The organism is Micromonospora sp. NPDC049107 (genome assembly GCF_040648595.1).
Taxonomy (GTDB): Bacteria; Actinomycetota; Actinomycetes; order Mycobacteriales; family Micromonosporaceae; genus Micromonospora.
On sequence record NZ_JBEZEC010000002.1, the window covers coordinates 349,377 to 364,422 of the forward strand.

At 70.3% G+C, this 15,046-nt stretch carries 14 protein-coding genes; 11 read left to right on the forward strand and 3 right to left on the reverse strand.

Annotated elements, in window-relative coordinates; translation table 11 throughout:
* Positions 1 to 55: 55 nt before the first annotated feature.
* Both tal and tkt read right to left on the reverse strand, forming a co-directional pair.
* On the reverse strand, positions 56 to 1,231 hold the full coding sequence (gene tal, locus AB0B55_RS06755) for a transaldolase (RefSeq protein WP_357134290.1): 1,176 nt from the start codon (positions 1,229 to 1,231) through the stop codon (positions 56 to 58).
* A 15-nt stretch (positions 1,232 to 1,246) separates the two neighbouring features.
* Positions 1,247 to 3,385, reverse strand: a complete 2,139-nt coding sequence (tkt, locus tag AB0B55_RS06760; RefSeq protein ID WP_357134292.1) for a transketolase — start codon at positions 3,383 to 3,385, stop codon at positions 1,247 to 1,249.
* 265 nt (positions 3,386 to 3,650) lie between these two features.
* Here tkt and AB0B55_RS06765 point away from each other — a divergent pair, with 265 nt between their 5' ends.
* The 3 genes from AB0B55_RS06765 (at position 3,651) to AB0B55_RS06775 (ending at position 6,160) form a co-directional block, all read left to right on the forward strand.
* Positions 3,651 to 4,604 carry a heme o synthase gene (locus tag AB0B55_RS06765; protein WP_357134294.1) on the forward strand — a complete coding sequence of 318 codons (954 nt, stop codon included), beginning with the start codon at positions 3,651 to 3,653 and terminating at the stop codon, positions 4,602 to 4,604.
* A gap of 285 nt (positions 4,605 to 4,889) precedes the next feature.
* A complete protein-coding gene (locus AB0B55_RS06770) occupies positions 4,890 to 5,225 on the forward strand; it encodes a hypothetical protein (RefSeq protein ID WP_357134296.1) in 336 nt (111 codons plus the stop codon).
* A gap of 14 nt (positions 5,226 to 5,239) precedes the next feature.
* Positions 5,240 to 6,160: a hypothetical protein gene (locus AB0B55_RS06775; RefSeq protein WP_357134298.1), complete on the forward strand. Its 921-nt coding sequence runs from the start codon at positions 5,240 to 5,242 to the stop codon at positions 6,158 to 6,160.
* A 997-nt stretch (positions 6,161 to 7,157) separates the two neighbouring features.
* Here the strand turns inward: AB0B55_RS06775 and AB0B55_RS06780 are convergent.
* Complete coding sequence (locus tag AB0B55_RS06780; RefSeq protein ID WP_357170850.1) at positions 7,158 to 8,099, reverse strand: COX15/CtaA family protein; 942 nt, start codon at positions 8,097 to 8,099, stop codon at positions 7,158 to 7,160.
* Positions 8,100 to 8,215: 116 nt separating this feature from the next.
* On the opposite strand from AB0B55_RS06780, the gene AB0B55_RS06785 reads away from it, so the two are divergent.
* The 8 genes from AB0B55_RS06785 to AB0B55_RS06820 all read left to right on the forward strand — a co-directional run bounded on the left by AB0B55_RS06785 (position 8,216) and on the right by AB0B55_RS06820 (position 15,009).
* Entirely contained in the window at positions 8,216 to 9,013 is a 798-nt protein-coding gene (locus AB0B55_RS06785; protein ID WP_357134302.1) for a transcriptional regulator, read from the forward strand.
* Positions 9,010 to 10,440 (forward strand): Fe-S cluster assembly protein SufB, encoded by a 1,431-nt coding sequence (sufB, locus tag AB0B55_RS06790; protein ID WP_357134304.1) that lies wholly within the window; start codon positions 9,010 to 9,012, stop codon positions 10,438 to 10,440. Before AB0B55_RS06785 ends, sufB begins: the two co-directional genes overlap by 4 nt.
* A 92-nt stretch (positions 10,441 to 10,532) precedes the next feature.
* Positions 10,533 to 11,678, forward strand: coding sequence for a Fe-S cluster assembly protein SufD (gene sufD, locus AB0B55_RS06795; RefSeq protein WP_357170852.1), 1,146 nt, complete (start codon positions 10,533 to 10,535; stop codon positions 11,676 to 11,678).
* Entirely contained in the window at positions 11,678 to 12,004 is a 327-nt protein-coding gene (locus AB0B55_RS06800; RefSeq protein ID WP_357134308.1) for a non-heme iron oxygenase ferredoxin subunit, read from the forward strand. The genes sufD and AB0B55_RS06800 overlap by 1 nt, the downstream gene beginning before the upstream one ends.
* Positions 12,004 to 12,777 (forward strand): Fe-S cluster assembly ATPase SufC, encoded by a 774-nt coding sequence (gene sufC, locus AB0B55_RS06805; RefSeq protein WP_357134310.1) that lies wholly within the window; start codon positions 12,004 to 12,006, stop codon positions 12,775 to 12,777. Before AB0B55_RS06800 ends, sufC begins: the two co-directional genes overlap by 1 nt.
* 20 nt (positions 12,778 to 12,797) lie before the next feature.
* The gene (locus tag AB0B55_RS06810; RefSeq protein WP_357170854.1) at positions 12,798 to 14,102 is read left to right on the forward strand and encodes a cysteine desulfurase; all 1,305 of its coding nucleotides are present in this window, start codon (positions 12,798 to 12,800) and stop codon (positions 14,100 to 14,102) included.
* A 2-nt stretch (positions 14,103 to 14,104) separates the two neighbouring features.
* Positions 14,105 to 14,578 carry a Fe-S cluster assembly sulfur transfer protein SufU gene (gene sufU, locus AB0B55_RS06815; RefSeq protein ID WP_355049630.1) on the forward strand — a complete coding sequence of 158 codons (474 nt, stop codon included), beginning with the start codon at positions 14,105 to 14,107 and terminating at the stop codon, positions 14,576 to 14,578.
* Positions 14,575 to 15,009 carry a metal-sulfur cluster assembly factor gene (locus tag AB0B55_RS06820; RefSeq protein ID WP_357134314.1) on the forward strand — a complete coding sequence of 145 codons (435 nt, stop codon included), beginning with the start codon at positions 14,575 to 14,577 and terminating at the stop codon, positions 15,007 to 15,009. Before sufU ends, AB0B55_RS06820 begins: the two co-directional genes overlap by 4 nt.
* The last annotated feature ends 37 nt before the right edge of the window (positions 15,010 to 15,046 follow it).

Consider the following 15,046-nt stretch of genomic DNA (forward strand, 5'->3'; position numbering starts at 1 on the left):
CTCGCTGCGCTCGCTCATGCCGCCACTCCACTTCGCTGGGTGCTGATCGGCTCGCTCACGCGCCACCGGCCTTCTCGGCGGCCTTGGCGTTGCCTTCGGCGGCCTTGTTCGGCGCACCCTGGCCCTTCGCCGCGGCCTTCAGCGACTTGCTGACGCCGTCGAGCAGCTCCTGCCAGCTCGCCTCGAACTTCTCCACGCCCTCGCGCTCCAGGGTGACGATCACGTCCGCCATGTCCACCCCGACCGACTCCAGGTCCGCGAAGACCTTCCGGGCCGCGTCGTAGGACCCGGTGACGGTGTCGCCGCGGGTCTCGCCGTGATCGGCGTACGCGTGGATGACCGACTCCGGCATGGTGTTGACCGTTCCGGCGGCGATCAGCTCCTCGACGTAGATGACGTCCCGGTAGTCCGGGTTCTTCGTCGAGGTGGAGGCCCACAGCGGCCGCTGCGGGTGCGCGCCGGCGGCCTCGAGCGCCTTCCAGCGGTCCGAGGAGAAGACCTCGGTGTACCGCTCGTACGCGAGCTGCGCGTTGGCCACGGCGGCCTTGCCGCGCAGCGCCTTGGCCTGGTCCGAGCCGATCTTCTCGAGCCTCTTGTCGACCTCGGAATCCACCCGGGAGACGAAGAACGACGCGACCGAGCCGATGGTGGACAGGTCGTGACCGTTGGCCTTGGCCCGCTCCAGGCCGGCCAGGAACGCCTCCATCACCGCCGAGTAGCGGTCCAGGCCGAAGATCAGCGTCACGTTGACGCTGATCCCCTCGGCGAGCGTGTCGGCGATCGCCGACAGGCCCTCCTCGGTGGCCGGGATCTTGATGAAGAGGTTGGGCCGGTCGACCAGCCACCACAGCGCCTTGGCCTCGGCGACCGTCTTGTCGGCGTCGTGCGCGCTGCGCGGGTCCACCTCGATGGAGACCCGGCCGTCCACGCCGGCGCTGCCGTCGTAGGACGGGCGCATCACGTCGCACGCCCACCGTACGTCGTACGTGGTGAGCATCCGGACGGCCTCTTCGACGTCCACGCCACGGGTGGCCAGGTCGCGAAGCTGCCAGTTGTACTCGTCGGCGTCGCTGAGCGCCTTTGCGAAGATCGTCGGGTTGGTGGTGACCCCGGCCACGTGCTTCTCGCGGCGGAGCTGGTCCAGCCCGCCGGAGCTCAGACGCACCCGGGAGAGATCGTCGAGCCAGACCGCCACACCCGCGGCGGTGAGCTCATTCAGCTTGTCGGTCATGCCGTTTACGCTCCCTCAGTTGCCGGTGGTGAAACCGGTGATGTCGCCCACCCGGGCCAGCGAGGCGTGCGCCGCCGCCACGATCCGGTCGGGGGTGAACCCGAACTGCTCGAAGAGCACGGTGTGCGGGGCGCTCGCGCCGTAGTGCTCGATGCTGACGCTCTCGCCCAGGTCGCCGACGATCCCGCGCCAGGACATCGCGATGCCCGCCTCCACGCTCACCCGTGCCTTTACCCCACGCGGGAGCACCGACTCCCGGTACGCCTCATCCTGCTCGTAGAACCACTCCTGGCAGGGCATCGAGACCACCCGGGTCGGGGTGCCGTCGGCCTCCAGCCGCTCCCGGGCGGTCAGGGCGAGCTGCACCTCGGACCCGGTGCCGATGATGATCACCTGGGGCTTGCCGTTGGACGCCTCGGCCAGCACGTAACCGCCCTTGGCCACACCTGACGCATCGCCCAGAACCTCCCGGTCCAGGGTCGGCAGGGCCTGGCGGCTCAGCGCCAGCGCGGTCGGTCGGTCGGTGTGCTCCAGCGCCTGCCGCCAGGCCCACACCGTCTCGTTGCCGTCCGCCGGGCGGACCACGTCCAGGCCCGGGATGGCGCGCAGCGCGGTCAGGTGCTCCACCGGCTGGTGGGTCGGGCCGTCCTCGCCCAGACCGATCGAGTCGTGCGTCCAGACGTACGTCACGGGCAGCTTCATCAGCGCGGCCAGCCGCACCGAGGGGCGCATGTAGTCGCTGAACACCAGGAACGTGCCGCCGTACGGGCGGGTGCCGCCGTGCAGGGCGATGCCGTTCAGGATCGCGCCCATGGCGTGCTCACGGATGCCGAAGTGCAGCGTGCGGCCGTACTCGTGGCCCGGGAAGTCCTTGGTGGCGTGCGAGGCCGGGATGAACGACGGCTCGCCCTTCATGGTGGTGTTGTTGCTCTCGGCCAGGTCGGCCGAGCCGCCCCACAGCTCCGGCAGCACCGGCGCGAGCGCCTCCAGCACCTTGCCGGACGCGGCCCGGGTGGCCACACCCTTGGCGTCGGCGGGGAAGACCGGCAGCGCGTCGGTCCAGCCGTCGGGCAGCACCCGGCCGGCGAGCCGCTCGTAGAGCGCGGTGCGCTCGGGGTTGGCCTTCTTCCAGGCGTCGAACGACGCGGTCCACGCCTGCTCGGCGTCCGAGCCGCGACCCATCACCGTGCGGGCGTGACCCAGCACCTCCTCGTCGACCTGGAAGGTCTGCTCCGGGTCGAAGCCGAGGATGCGCTTGGTGGCCTTGACCTCGTCGGCGCCGAGCGCGGAGCCGTGGATCTTGCCGGTGTTCTGCTTGTTGGGCGCGGGCCAACCGATGATGGTGCGCAGCGCGATGAACGAGGGGCGGGTGGTCTCCGCCTTGGCGGCCACCAGCGCGTCGTACAGCGCCTCGACGTTCTCGTGGTAGTCGCCCTGGTCGGCGTCCCCGCTGCGCCAGTCGACGGTCTGCACGTGCCAGCCGTACGCCTCGTAGCGGGCCGCCACGTCCTCGCTCTTGGCGATCCGGGTGTCGTCCTCGATCGAGATCTCGTTGTCGTCGTAGATCAGCGTGAGGCTGCCCAGCTGCTGGTGCCCGGCGAGGGCGCTGGCCTCGTGGCTGATGCCCTCCTCGATGTCGCCGTCGGAGGCGATGCACCAGATGTTGTGGTCGAAGACCGACGTGCCCGGCTCGGCCTCCGGGTCGAATAGGCCCCGCTCGCGGCGGGCCGCCATGGCCATGCCGACGGCGTTGCCCAGACCCTGCCCGAGCGGGCCGGTGGTGGTCTCGACGCCCGGCGTGTGGCCGTGCTCCGGGTGGCCCGGGGTCATCGAGCCCCACTGGCGCAGCGACTTCAGGTCGTCCAGGCTCAGCGGGTAGCCGGAGAGGAAGAGCTGGATGTAGAGCGTCAGGCTGGAGTGGCCGGCGGAGAGCACGAACCGGTCCCGGCCGGGCCAGTTCGGGTCGGCCGGGTTGTGCCGCATGACCCGGTTGAAGAGAAGATAGGCCGCGGGCGCGAGGCTCATCGCGGTGCCCGGGTGGCCGTTGCCGGATTTCTCCACGGCATCCATGGCCAGCACGCGGACGGTGTCGACGGCCCGGCGATCGAGGTCGGACCAGTTGAGTGCGGAGTGCTCGGGTCGGTTGGCAGCCACGATGGTTGTGCTCCTCGGCAGATGGGCGGAACCCTCACTGGTGACCCTATCGAGCGTGACTAAACGTCCGCCCGGGGATCTCGCATGGTGTGCGGTACGTGACGGCGGCCCAGGTCGTTCAACCCGGTGGTGTGACGGCCCGCACCGTTGTCGGGTCGGCCGGGCAGCCAAAACGACGACGCGTAGTGTGTGGGTCGGTGTGCGGTGCCCGAGCGGGGCCCCGCCGATCCGATCTCCCCGTGCCGATGCCGGAAGGTGGCAATCCGTGAGCATGATCACCGAGCGCCCCGCGAGCAACCCCGCCGGGCAGCCCCCGGCACGGGCGGCCGAGGGTCCGGTGGCGCGGCGGGACGTGCGCGCGATCGTGTCGTCGTACGTGGCGCTGACCAAGCCGCGCATCGTCGAACTGCTGTTGGTCACCACCGTCCCGGCGATGATGCTCGCCGAGGGCGGCCTGCCGTCGCTGTGGCTGATGGCTGTCGTGCTCGTCGGTGGCTCGCTCGCGGCCGGGGCGGCCAGCGTCCTCAACTGCTACATCGACCGCGACATCGACCAGTTGATGCGGCGCACCAAGCGGCGTCCGCTGCCGGCGCACACCGTGTCGCCCCGTAACGCGCTGGTCTTCGGTCTGGTGCTGGCGGCGGTCTCGATCGTCCTGATGGCGGCGTTCACCAATCTGCTCGCCGCGGGGCTGACGCTCGCCGCGATCGTCTACTACGACGTCGTCTACACCATGTGGCTCAAGCGCTCCACCCCGACGAACACGTTCTGGGGTGGGGCCTGCGGCGCGGCGCCGGTGCTCATCGGCTGGGCGGCGGTCACCGGTGGGCTCGCTCCGGCGGCCTGGGCGCTGTTCGCGGTGGTCTTCTTCTGGCAGATGCCGCACTTCTACCCGCTCGCCATGAAGTACAAGGACGACTACGCCCGCGCCGGCATCCCGATGCTGCCCGTGGTGGCCTCGACCCGTCGGGTGAACGCCGAGATTCTGATCTTCGCCTGGCTCACGGTGCTCACCTCCCTGGCGGTCTGGCCGCTGGGGCTCAGCGCGATCTACGGCGTGCCGACCCTGGTGGTGGGCGCCATCTTCATCCTTGAGGCGCACAAGCTCTGCCGGCGGGCGACGCGCGGCGAAGCGGTCAAGCCGATGCGGCTGTTCCACTGGTCCACGACGTACCTGACGATCGTGTTCGTGGCCGTCGCGCTCGACGCGCTGATCTGACGCCGCCCGGCGCGCGGCCCGCGTTTCGCCGCCAATCCTGCGAACAGTCACCGTCATGGATGAGTTGTCCCGCTTTAACGTCACATCAGAGTAACTTTCGGCATGAGTCGGATCGGCTCAACCTGCGGGAGTTGCAGCCTGGTTTGCTCCGGAAGTTGAGGCGGGAAAGTCCTGATTTAAGCGGACAAAGTGTCCCTGCTGTTCCTTAAACCTCTAGGTAATTGGCATCACAAAAGCTTCATGGTTCTCGCCCGCGCGAGTGGAACTCTGCTTAGGCTTCGCGTCATGGCAGATGGTTCCGATACGACGCTGACGGCCGAGCAGAGCTCCGGCGAGCAGGCCCCGCAGGGTCTGGTCGCGGGTCTCAAGTCGTTCGCCGCCGGGCACGGCGGCGCGAAGGCCGTCATCGAGTACGTCGGTAAGCGCGGCGCGCGGATCGTCCTCGTGGGCGCCGACGGTGAGTGGGGCGACCAGTTCGCCGAGGACACCGTCACGGCCCGGGAGGCGTGCGCCAAGGCGGGAGTCACCGTCGAGAACGCCTGGGAGCGTGAACTGATGGACCAGATGCGACCGAGCAACGACCTCTGGCGGTCGATGGCCCGGCGCACGATGGCCCGCTGAGATAGCTAGCTGGATTGACCAACCACCACCAGTCGACCCGGGGGGAACCCCGGGTCGCTCTCGTTACCTGCTCCCGCCTGGTCGACCTTGACCCCGACGACCGCCTCGTCCTCGACCCGCTCGCCGCGCGGGGGATCATCGCCGAAGCGGCGGTCTGGGACGACCCGGACGTCGACTGGTCCGCGTACGACCTTGTCGTGCTCCGCTCGCCGTGGGACTACGCGCTGCGCCGCGACGAGTTCGTCGCCTGGGCCGCCACGGTGCCCACCCTGGTCAACCCCGCCGACGTGGTGCGGTGGAACACCGACAAGCGCTACCTCGGCGAGCTGAGCGCCGCCGGCGTACCCACCGTGCCGACCGCCTGGGTCGAGCCGGGCGCGAGCTGGTCGCCGCCCGCCGACACCGGCGAGTACGTGATCAAACCGGCGGTCAGCTCCGGTAGCCAGGACACCGGCCGTTACGACCTGGCCGACCCGGAGCACCGGGCCCTCGCCGACGCGCACGTACGTCGCCTCTCGGCCGCCGGCCGGACGACGATGGTCCAGCCGTACCTGAGCGCCGTCGACACCGAGGGCGAGACCGCGCTGCTCTTCCTGGCCGGCCCGGACGGTCTCGCGTTCAGCCACGCCATCCGCAAGGGCGCCATGTTGACCGGCCCCGACCTCGGTCCGGACGAGCTGTACAAGGCCGAGGAGATCACCGCCCGCACCGCCGCGGTCGAGCAGTTGGCCGTCGCGGACCGGACCCTAGCGGCGGTCCCCGGCGGCACCCGGCAGCTGCTCTACGCCCGCGTGGATCTGATCTCCGGCCCGGCCGGCGACCCGGTCCTGGTCGAGTTGGAGCTGACCGAGCCGTCGCTCTTCCTCGGGTACGCCGAGAACGCCCCCGACCGCCTGGCCACCGCGATCGCCACCCACCTGACCCACCCGGCCTGACCACGGTCGAGGTAGGGCGGTGTCCCGGCGTGCCCCCTACGAGCTCCGTGGCGTGGCGTGTCGCGCCGTGCCGTGTCGCGCCCTGCCGTGGCGTGCCGTGCCGTGCCGTGGCGTGCCGTGCCGTGGCGTGCCGCGTCGTGGCGTGCCGTGCCGCGTCGTGGCGTGCCGTGGCGTGCCGTGCCGTGCCCTGGCGTGGGTGCCGTGCCGTGGCGTGGGTGCCGTGCCGTGGCGTGGGTGCCGTGCCGTGTCGTGTCGTGCCGTGTCGTGGCGTGGCGAGGCGGTGACCGCCCTGGAGGTGCGCGGATGCCGGGCGGGGCGCCGATGCGGCGCTGCCTCGACGTTGGCGGCTGGCCCAGCACCGCCTCGACGGCGGCGGCGCCCGCAAGGTCGCGCTGCATCCAGGATGTAGTGGTATCGCGGACACGTCGATGCCACTACATCCTGGTTCGAGCGTGACCATGAGCCCTGCGGGGTGCCCCGCCGCAGCGCCGGCTCTGTCGCGACGCCCGCCAGTCCTCGCGCACCCGCGCACCCGCGCACCCGCGCACCCGCGCACCCGCGCACCTATCGCCCTTCGCCCCTCCCGCCTCTCGGCCCTCGCCCCTCTCGCCCCTCGTCAAGATCCGCGCAACTTCGGGGATGTTGCTGCCTCCCGCGTCCCGGAGGCAGCAACAACCCTGAACTTGCGTAAATCTTGGGCAGGCGTGCAGACGCGATAGCGCAGGCGGGGCGGCGCGCAGGCGCGGACGCACGACAGCGCGCGAGGCGCAGGCGTGCACCCGAGAGGGGACACCGGCGGGCGCAGGACGCAAGGGCTGCGCCCCGCACGTCTCGCCCATCGCGCCGATCTTGCACTTTCTGTCCCGACCTATCGCGCGAATATGGGCACTTCGGCGTTCGTAAGTGCAAGATCGACGCGTGTAGGGCGGGGCGTGCTTGGCGCGGGGCCCGGCGAGGCGCGCGGGGCGGGGCGCGGGGGTGGGCCGGGGCGCGGGGGTCAGGCGGGGACGGGTTGGGCTTCCGTCGCTGTGGTGGGCTGGGGTGCCGGGGGGGCCGGGTGGCGTTCGCGGGTGGACCACTGGACGGACAGGGCGGCCAGCAGCACCAGGCACGAGCCCAGCATGTGCGCGCCGACCAGGAGCGCCGGCACGTGGGTGAAGTACTGCACGAAGCCGATGAGTCCCTGACCCAACTCCACCGCGACCAGGACGACGGCGGCCCGGGTGGCCCGCCGCGCCTCCGCCGCGCGGAACGCGAAGATGAGCGCCACCGACAGGCCGATCAACAGGAATACCCCGTCGGCGTGGACCTGGGAGATGGCCTCCGGGTCCAGGCCGTTGCGGGCCGCGCCGTGGTCGCCGGCGTGTGGGCCGCTGCCGGTGACCCAGGTGCCGATCACCAGTACCGCGACGGTGACGCCGGTGGTGATCCGGGCGAGCGCGCGCAGGGGAGTGGGTACCGCGGCGACCGTCGGGCCGTCCGGGTCGCCGATCCGCCGCCAGAGGGCGTACGCGGCGGCGATCACCGCCATCGAGGAGAGGAAATGCAGCCCCACCACCCACGGGTTGAGGTTGGTGAGCACCGTGATGCCGCCGATCACCGCCTGGGCGGGGATGCCCAGGAACACGGCGACGGACAGCGCGAGGAGCCCGGGCCGGCGGGGCCGGTGGATCAGCACTGCCAGCACGGTGGCCAGCGCGATGAGACCGACCGCGAAGGTCAGCATCCGGTTGCTGAACTCGATCACGCCGTACACGCCCATTTCGGGTGTGGTGACGTACGAGTCGTCGGTGCACCGGGGCCAGGTGGGGCAGCCGAGGCCCGATGCGGTCAGCCGGACCGCCCCGCCGGTGACGACGATGGCCACGTTCGCGATGATCGAGGCGAGCGCGAGGCGGCGCAGCAGGACGCTGGATACCGGACGGACGAATCGGTTCACGGCGCAAATCCTACGCACTGTAGTGATCGAGGTCCGTCCGACTCCGTCGGCTCGGTGGTTCGGATCACCGGGGCCCGGGTTTGCGACCCTCCGGGCAATTACGTAACGTTGGCGTTGTGAAAAACGCGGCGGCGCTCTCCGGGCACCAGCCGGCGGCTGTCCCGGCCGTCGGCGCGTCCGCGTCCGCCCTCGTCGGGGCCTCGCCGTCCGTACTGGGTGGCTCCGCGACGGAGACCTCCACCCGGGACCGCGTCACCCAGTTGCTCCTGGAGCGGGGCGCGACGACCGCCGCGCAGCTCGGTCTCGCGCTCGGCCTCAGCCCGGCGGCGATCCGCCGGCACCTGGACGCGATGCTCGCCGACGGTGACGTCGTCGCCCGCGAGCAGGCGGTGCAGGGCAGCCGGGGTCGGGGTCGTCCGGCCAAGGTGTTCGTCCTGACCGAGGCGGCTCGGGTTCGCTGTGGCACACACCACTACGACAACATGGCCACAGCGGCGCTGCGCTGGATCGCCCGCAACGGTGGTGCGGACGCGGTCGAGACGTTCGCGGCCGAGCAGGTCTCCGCGCTCGAGTCGCGCTGTCGCGCCGCCATGGAGGACGCCGGCGACGACCCTCTCGCGCGGGCCGAGGCGCTCGCCGGAGCGCTGACCGCCGAGGGTTACGCTGCCAACGCGACCACGATCGCCTCCGGCGGCCAGCTCTGTCAGCACCACTGCCCGGTGGCGCACGTGGCCGCCGAGTTTCCTCAGCTGTGCGAGGCCGAGACCGCGGTTATCTCCCGTCTGGTCGGCACCCACGTGCAGCGCCTGGCCACCATCGCGCACGGCGACGGGGTGTGCACCACGCACATCCCGACCCAGCCGGGCCGTGCTTCATCCGGTAATCCCGTCACCACTGTGAGGACAGATAGATGACCGAGCAGATCGTCCAGCCCCTGACCCAGGAAGAGCAGCTCGCCGCCCTGGGTCGCTACGAGTACGGCTGGTCCGACCCGGACGCCGCCGGGGCGGTTGCCCAGCGCGGCATCAACGAGGCGGTGGTGCGGGACATCTCGGCCAAGAAGAACGAGCCGGCCTGGATGCTCGACCTGCGCCTGAAGGGCCTGCGGCTGTTCGGCCGCAAGCCGATGCCGGCCTGGGGCGCGGACCTCACCGGCATCGACTTCGACAACATCAAGTACTTCGTGCGGTCCACCGAGAAGCAGGCCACCAGCTGGGAGGACCTGCCCGAGGACATCAAGAACACGTACGACCGGCTGGGCATCCCGGAGGCCGAGAAGCAGCGGCTGGTCGCGGGTGTCGCGGCGCAGTACGAGTCGGAGGTCGTCTACCACAAGATCCGTGAGGACCTTGAGGAGCAGGGCGTCATCTTCCTGGACACCGACACCGCGCTGCGGGAGCACGAGGACGTCTTCAAGGAGTACTTCGGCACGGTGATCCCGGTCGGCGACAACAAGTTCGCCGCGCTGAACACCTCCGTGTGGTCCGGTGGCTCGTTCATCTACGTGCCGAAGGGCGTGCACGTGGAGATCCCGCTGCAGGCCTACTTCCGGATCAACACGGAGAACATGGGCCAGTTCGAGCGGACGCTGATCATCGTCGACGAGGGCGCGTACGTGCACTACGTCGAGGGCTGCACCGCGCCGCTCTACTCCTCCGACTCGCTGCACAGCGCGGTAGTGGAGATCATCGTCAAGAAGAACGCGCGCTGCCGCTACACGACCATCCAGAACTGGTCGAACAACGTCTACAACCTGGTCACCAAGCGCGCCGTCTGCCACGAGGGCGCGACCATGGAGTGGGTCGACGGCAACATCGGCTCCAAGGTGACCATGAAGTACCCGGCGGTCTACATGACCGGCGAGCACGCCAAGGGCGAGGTGCTCTCGGTGGCGATGGCCGGCGAGGGTCAGCACCAGGACGCCGGCGCCAAGATGGTGCACGCGGCTCCGCACACCTCTTCGAGCATCATCTCCAAGTCGATCGCCCGGGGCGGCGGCCGCACCTCGTACCGGGGTCTGGTGCAGGTGCTGGAGGGCTCGCACCACAGCCGCAGCACGGTCAAGTGCGACGCGCTGCTGGTCGACACCATCTCCCGCTCCGACACGTACCCGTACGTCGACATCCGCGAGGACGACGTGTCGATGGGCCACGAGGCGACCGTCTCCAAGATCAGCGACGACCAGCTCTTCTACCTGATGAGCCGGGGCCTGAGCGAGGACGAGGCGATGGCGATGATCGTGCGCGGCTTCATCGAGCCGATCGCCAAGGAACTCCCGATGGAGTACGCCCTGGAGCTGAACCGCCTGATCGAACTCCAGATGGAGGGCGCGGTCGGCTGACGCCGCCGTTCCCCGCGTGGCGGGCCGGCGACGCCGGCCCGCCCGCACGAAGCCCAACCTCGCCGTCACGGAACAGACAGACCAAGGAAGACATGACTACCCAGGCTTCCGCGCCGCCGCCCAGCACCAAGTCGCAGGCGCTGCGCTCGTACGACGTCGCCGACTTCCCGGCCCTCACCGGCCTGGAGGAGGACTGGCGCTTCACCCCGCTCAAGCGCCTCCGCGGCCTCTCGGGCGACGTGCCGGCCGAGACCGGCACGGTCCGGCACGAGTACGGCGACCTGCCCGAGGGCGTGGCCATCAGCCGGATCGGCCGCGACGACGAGCGGATCGGCAGCGTGCTCACTCCGGTGGACCGGGTCAGCGCGCTGGCGTACGGCGCTGCCGCCGAGGCCCTGTTGGTGCGGGTGGCCCCGGACGTGGTGCTCGGCCAGTCGGTGGGCCTGCGGGTGGTCGGCACGGGCGCGGGGCAGCCGGCGTTCGGGCACACGTTCGTCGAGATCGGCCGCTTCGCCGAGGCGACCCTGGTGCTGGAGCACGTCGGATCGGCCACCCTGGCCGACAACGTCGAGGTGGTCGTGGCCGACGGCGCGAAGCTGACCCTGGTCACCGTCGCCGACTGGGCCGACGACGCGGTCCAGGCCCAGCACCTGAAGGTCAGGCTGGGTCGGGACGCCAAGGTCATCCACATCCAGGTGTCCCTGGGCGGGGACCTGGTCCGGCAGTTCACCTCGGTGGAGTACACCGGTCGGGGCGGCGAGGCCGAGCTGTACGGCGTCTACTTCGCCGATGGCGGCCAGCACCTGGAGCACCGGCAGCTCGTCGACCACAACGTGCCGGACTGCCGCAGCTACGTCGGCTACCGGGGCGCGCTGCAGGGCGCGGACGCGCACACCGTCTGGGTCGGCGACGTGCTGATCCAGGCCGAGGCGACCGGCACCGACACGTACGAGATCAACCGGAACCTGCTGCTCACCGATGGCGCGCGCGCGGACTCCGTACCCAATCTGGAGATCGAGACCGGCGAGATCGCCGGCGCTGGCCATGCCAGCGCGACCGGCCGCTTCGACGACGAGCAGTTGTTCTACCTGATGGCCCGGGGTATCCCGGAGGGTGAGGCCCGTCGCCTGGTGGTCCGTGGCTTCTTCGCCGAGGTGATCAACAAGATCCCGGTGGAGTCGCTGCGCGAGCGCCTGGGCGACGCGATCGAGGCCCGGCTCAGCAAGGCCGGCGCCTGATGATCCGGATCTGCTCCACCGAGGACGTGCCGAAGGGCACCGCCATCAGAGCGGACGTCGACGGCACCCCGATCGCCCTGGTGCACGGTGAGGACGGCGAGTTCTACGCCGCGTACGACGAGTGCTCGCACGCCGCCGTCGCCCTCTCCGAGGGTGAGGTCGACGGCTGCACGCTGGAGTGCTGGCTGCACGGCTCGCGCTTCGACCTGCGCACCGGCGCGCCGACCGGCCTGCCCGCCACCGAACCCGTACCCGTCTACCCCGTCGAAGTCCGCGACGGCGACATCTACCTGAGCCTGACGCCGAGTAATGGAGTGACCCGATAATGAGCACCCTGGAGATCCGCGACCTGAAGGTGTCGGTCAAGCTGCCCGAGGGTGAGCTCAAGCCGATCCTGGCCGGCGTCAACCTGACTGTGAAGTCCGGTGAGACCCACGCCATCATGGGCCCCAACGGCTCCGGCAAGTCCACCCTGGCGTACTCGATCGCCGGCCACCCCAAGTACGAGATCACCGGCGGCTCGGTGACCCTCGACGGCGAGGACGTCCTCGCCATGACCGTCGACGAGCGCGCTCGCGCCGGCCTCTTCCTGGCCATGCAGTACCCGGTCGAGGTCCCCGGCGTCTCGGTGGCGAACTTCCTGCGCACCGCGAAGACCGCCATCGACGGCGAGGCGCCGAAGCTGCGCACCTGGGGCGGCGAGCTGCGCGGCGCGATGGAGCGCCTGCAGATGGATCCGGCGTTCGCCCAGCGCAACGTCAACGAGGGCTTCTCCGGCGGTGAGAAGAAGCGGCACGAGATCGTCCAGCTGGAGCTGCTCAAGCCGAAGATCGCCATCCTCGACGAGACCGACTCGGGTCTCGACGTGGACGCGCTGCGCGTGGTCAGCGAGGGCGTCAACCGGGTCCGCGACACCGGCGACACCGGCGTGCTGCTGATCACCCACTACACGCGGATCCTGCGCTACATCAAGCCGGACCACGTGCACGTCTTCGTCGCCGGTCGGATCGTCGAGCAGGGCGGCCCGGAGCTTGCCGACAAGCTCGAGGCCGAGGGTTACGAGCGGTACGCCGCCGGGGCCGGTTCGGCCAAGGCCTGAGTGCGAGAGGCGCTGTCGAGATGACCAGCATCGCGATCCCCGAGGGGATGCCGCAGTACGACGACGTGCCGCGTTTCGACGTGGCCCGGGTGCGCGCCGACTTCCCGATTCTCGACCGGGAGATCAACGGGCACCCGCTGGTCTACCTCGACAGCGCCAACACCTCGCACAAACCGCGTCAGGTGCTCACCGTGCTCGACGAGCACTACGCGCGGCACAACGCCAACGTCTCGCGCTCGGTGCACACGCTGGGCACCGAGGCCACCGAGGCGTACGAGGGGGCGCGGGCCAAGCTCGCCGCGTTCATCAACGCCCCGAGCGTCGACGAGGTGGTGTTCACCAAGAACTCCACCGAGGCGATCAACATCGTGGCGTACGCCTTCTCCAACGCCTCGCTGCGTCCGGACGGCGACCCGCGGTTCCGGCTCGGCCCCGGGGACGAGGTGGTGATCTCCGAGATGGAGCACCACTCGAACATCGTCCCGTGGCAGCTGCTCTGCGAGCGCACCGGCGCGACCCTGCGCTGGTTCCCGGTCACCGACCAGGGCCGGTTGGACGAGTCGGGCCTGGAAGATCTGGTCACCGAACGGACGAAGATCGTCTCGCTGGTGCACATGTCGAACATCCTGGGCACCGTCAACGCCACCTCCCGGATCACCGCGCGGGTCCGTGAGGTGGGCGCGCTGCTGCTGCTGGACTGCTCGCAGTCGGTGCCGCACCTGCCCATCGACGTGGTCGACCTCGACGCCGACTACATCGTGTTCACCGGGCACAAGATGCTCGGTCCGACCGGCATCGGCGTGCTCTGGGGCCGGGGCGAGCTGCTGGCGGCCATGCCGCCGGTGATGGGCGGCGGCTCGATGATCGAGACGGTGACCATGGCCCGGTCGACGTTCGCCGCCCCGCCGGCCCGCTTCGAGGCGGGAACTCCGCCGATCGCCGAGGCGGTCGCGCTCGGCGCGGCGGTCGACTACCTCACCGGGATCGGCATGCCGGCCATCCAGTGGCACGAGAAGGAGCTGACTGCGTACGCGCTGGACGCCCTCGGGTCGGTGCCCGACCTTCGGATCTTCGGCCCGACCGTACCGATCGGCCGGGGCGGCACCATCTCGTTCGCCCTCGGTGACGTGCACCCGCACGATGTGGGCCAGGTGCTCGACTCGCTGGGCGTGCAGGTGCGGGTGGGTCACCACTGCGCGAAGCCGGTGTGCAGCCGGTTCGGCGTTCCGGCGATGACCCGGGCGTCGTTCTACCTCTACACCACCACCGGGGAGATCGACGCCCTGGTGGGCGGTCTGGAGCAGGTACGGAAGGTGTTCGACTGATGGTGCAGCTCGACCAGCTCTACCAGGAGATCATCCTGGATCACTACAAGCACCCGCACGGGCGGGGCCTGCGTGACGCCGACGACCCGGGCGACCAGGTCGCCGAGGCGCACCACGTCAACCCGACCTGCGGTGACGAGGTCACCGTCCGGGTGGCCACCGACGGCACCGTTCTGCACGACATCTCGTACGACGGCATGGGTTGCTCGATCAGCCAGGCCTCGGCGAGCGTCCTGCACGAACTGCTGCGCGGTCGGGGCGCCGGGGAAGCATTCGAGGTGCACGAGGCGTTCGTCGAGTTGATGTCCGGACGTGGCCAGGTCACGCCGGACGAGGACGTACTCGGTGACGGGGTTGCTTTCGCGGGTGTGGCCCGCTATCCCGCCCGGGTCAAGTGCGCGCTGCTGCCGTGGATGGCGTTCAAGGACGCCGCGGCACGCGCCGGTGTGGGCGTGAGCCCGGAGGTGAAGGCATGAGCAGCGAGGATACGGCTACTGCGGCGACGCCGGAGGCCGGCGACACCGTCGCGGCGCAGACCGGCGCGGTGAGTGGCGACGCCGCCGCCCCGGCGGGTGGCGTCAGCAAGGCCATGATCGCCGACATCGAGGAGGCGATGAAGGACGTCGTCGACCCGGAGTTGGGCATCAACGTGGTCGACCTGGGCCTGGTGTACGGGGTGCACGTCGACGACGAGAACGTCGCGACCCTGGACATGACGCTCACCTCGGCGGCGTGCCCGCTGACCGACGTGATCGAGGACCAGGCCCGGCAGGCCCTCACCACCGGCCCCGGTGGCGGCCTGGTCAACGACATCCGGATCAACTGGGTGTGGCTCCCGCCGTGGGGCCCGGACAAGATCACCGACGAGGGTCGGGACCAGCTCCGTTCCCTCGGCTTCAACGTCTGACCCCGACTCCCGACCTTCTCCGTTCGAGCGCGGTGCC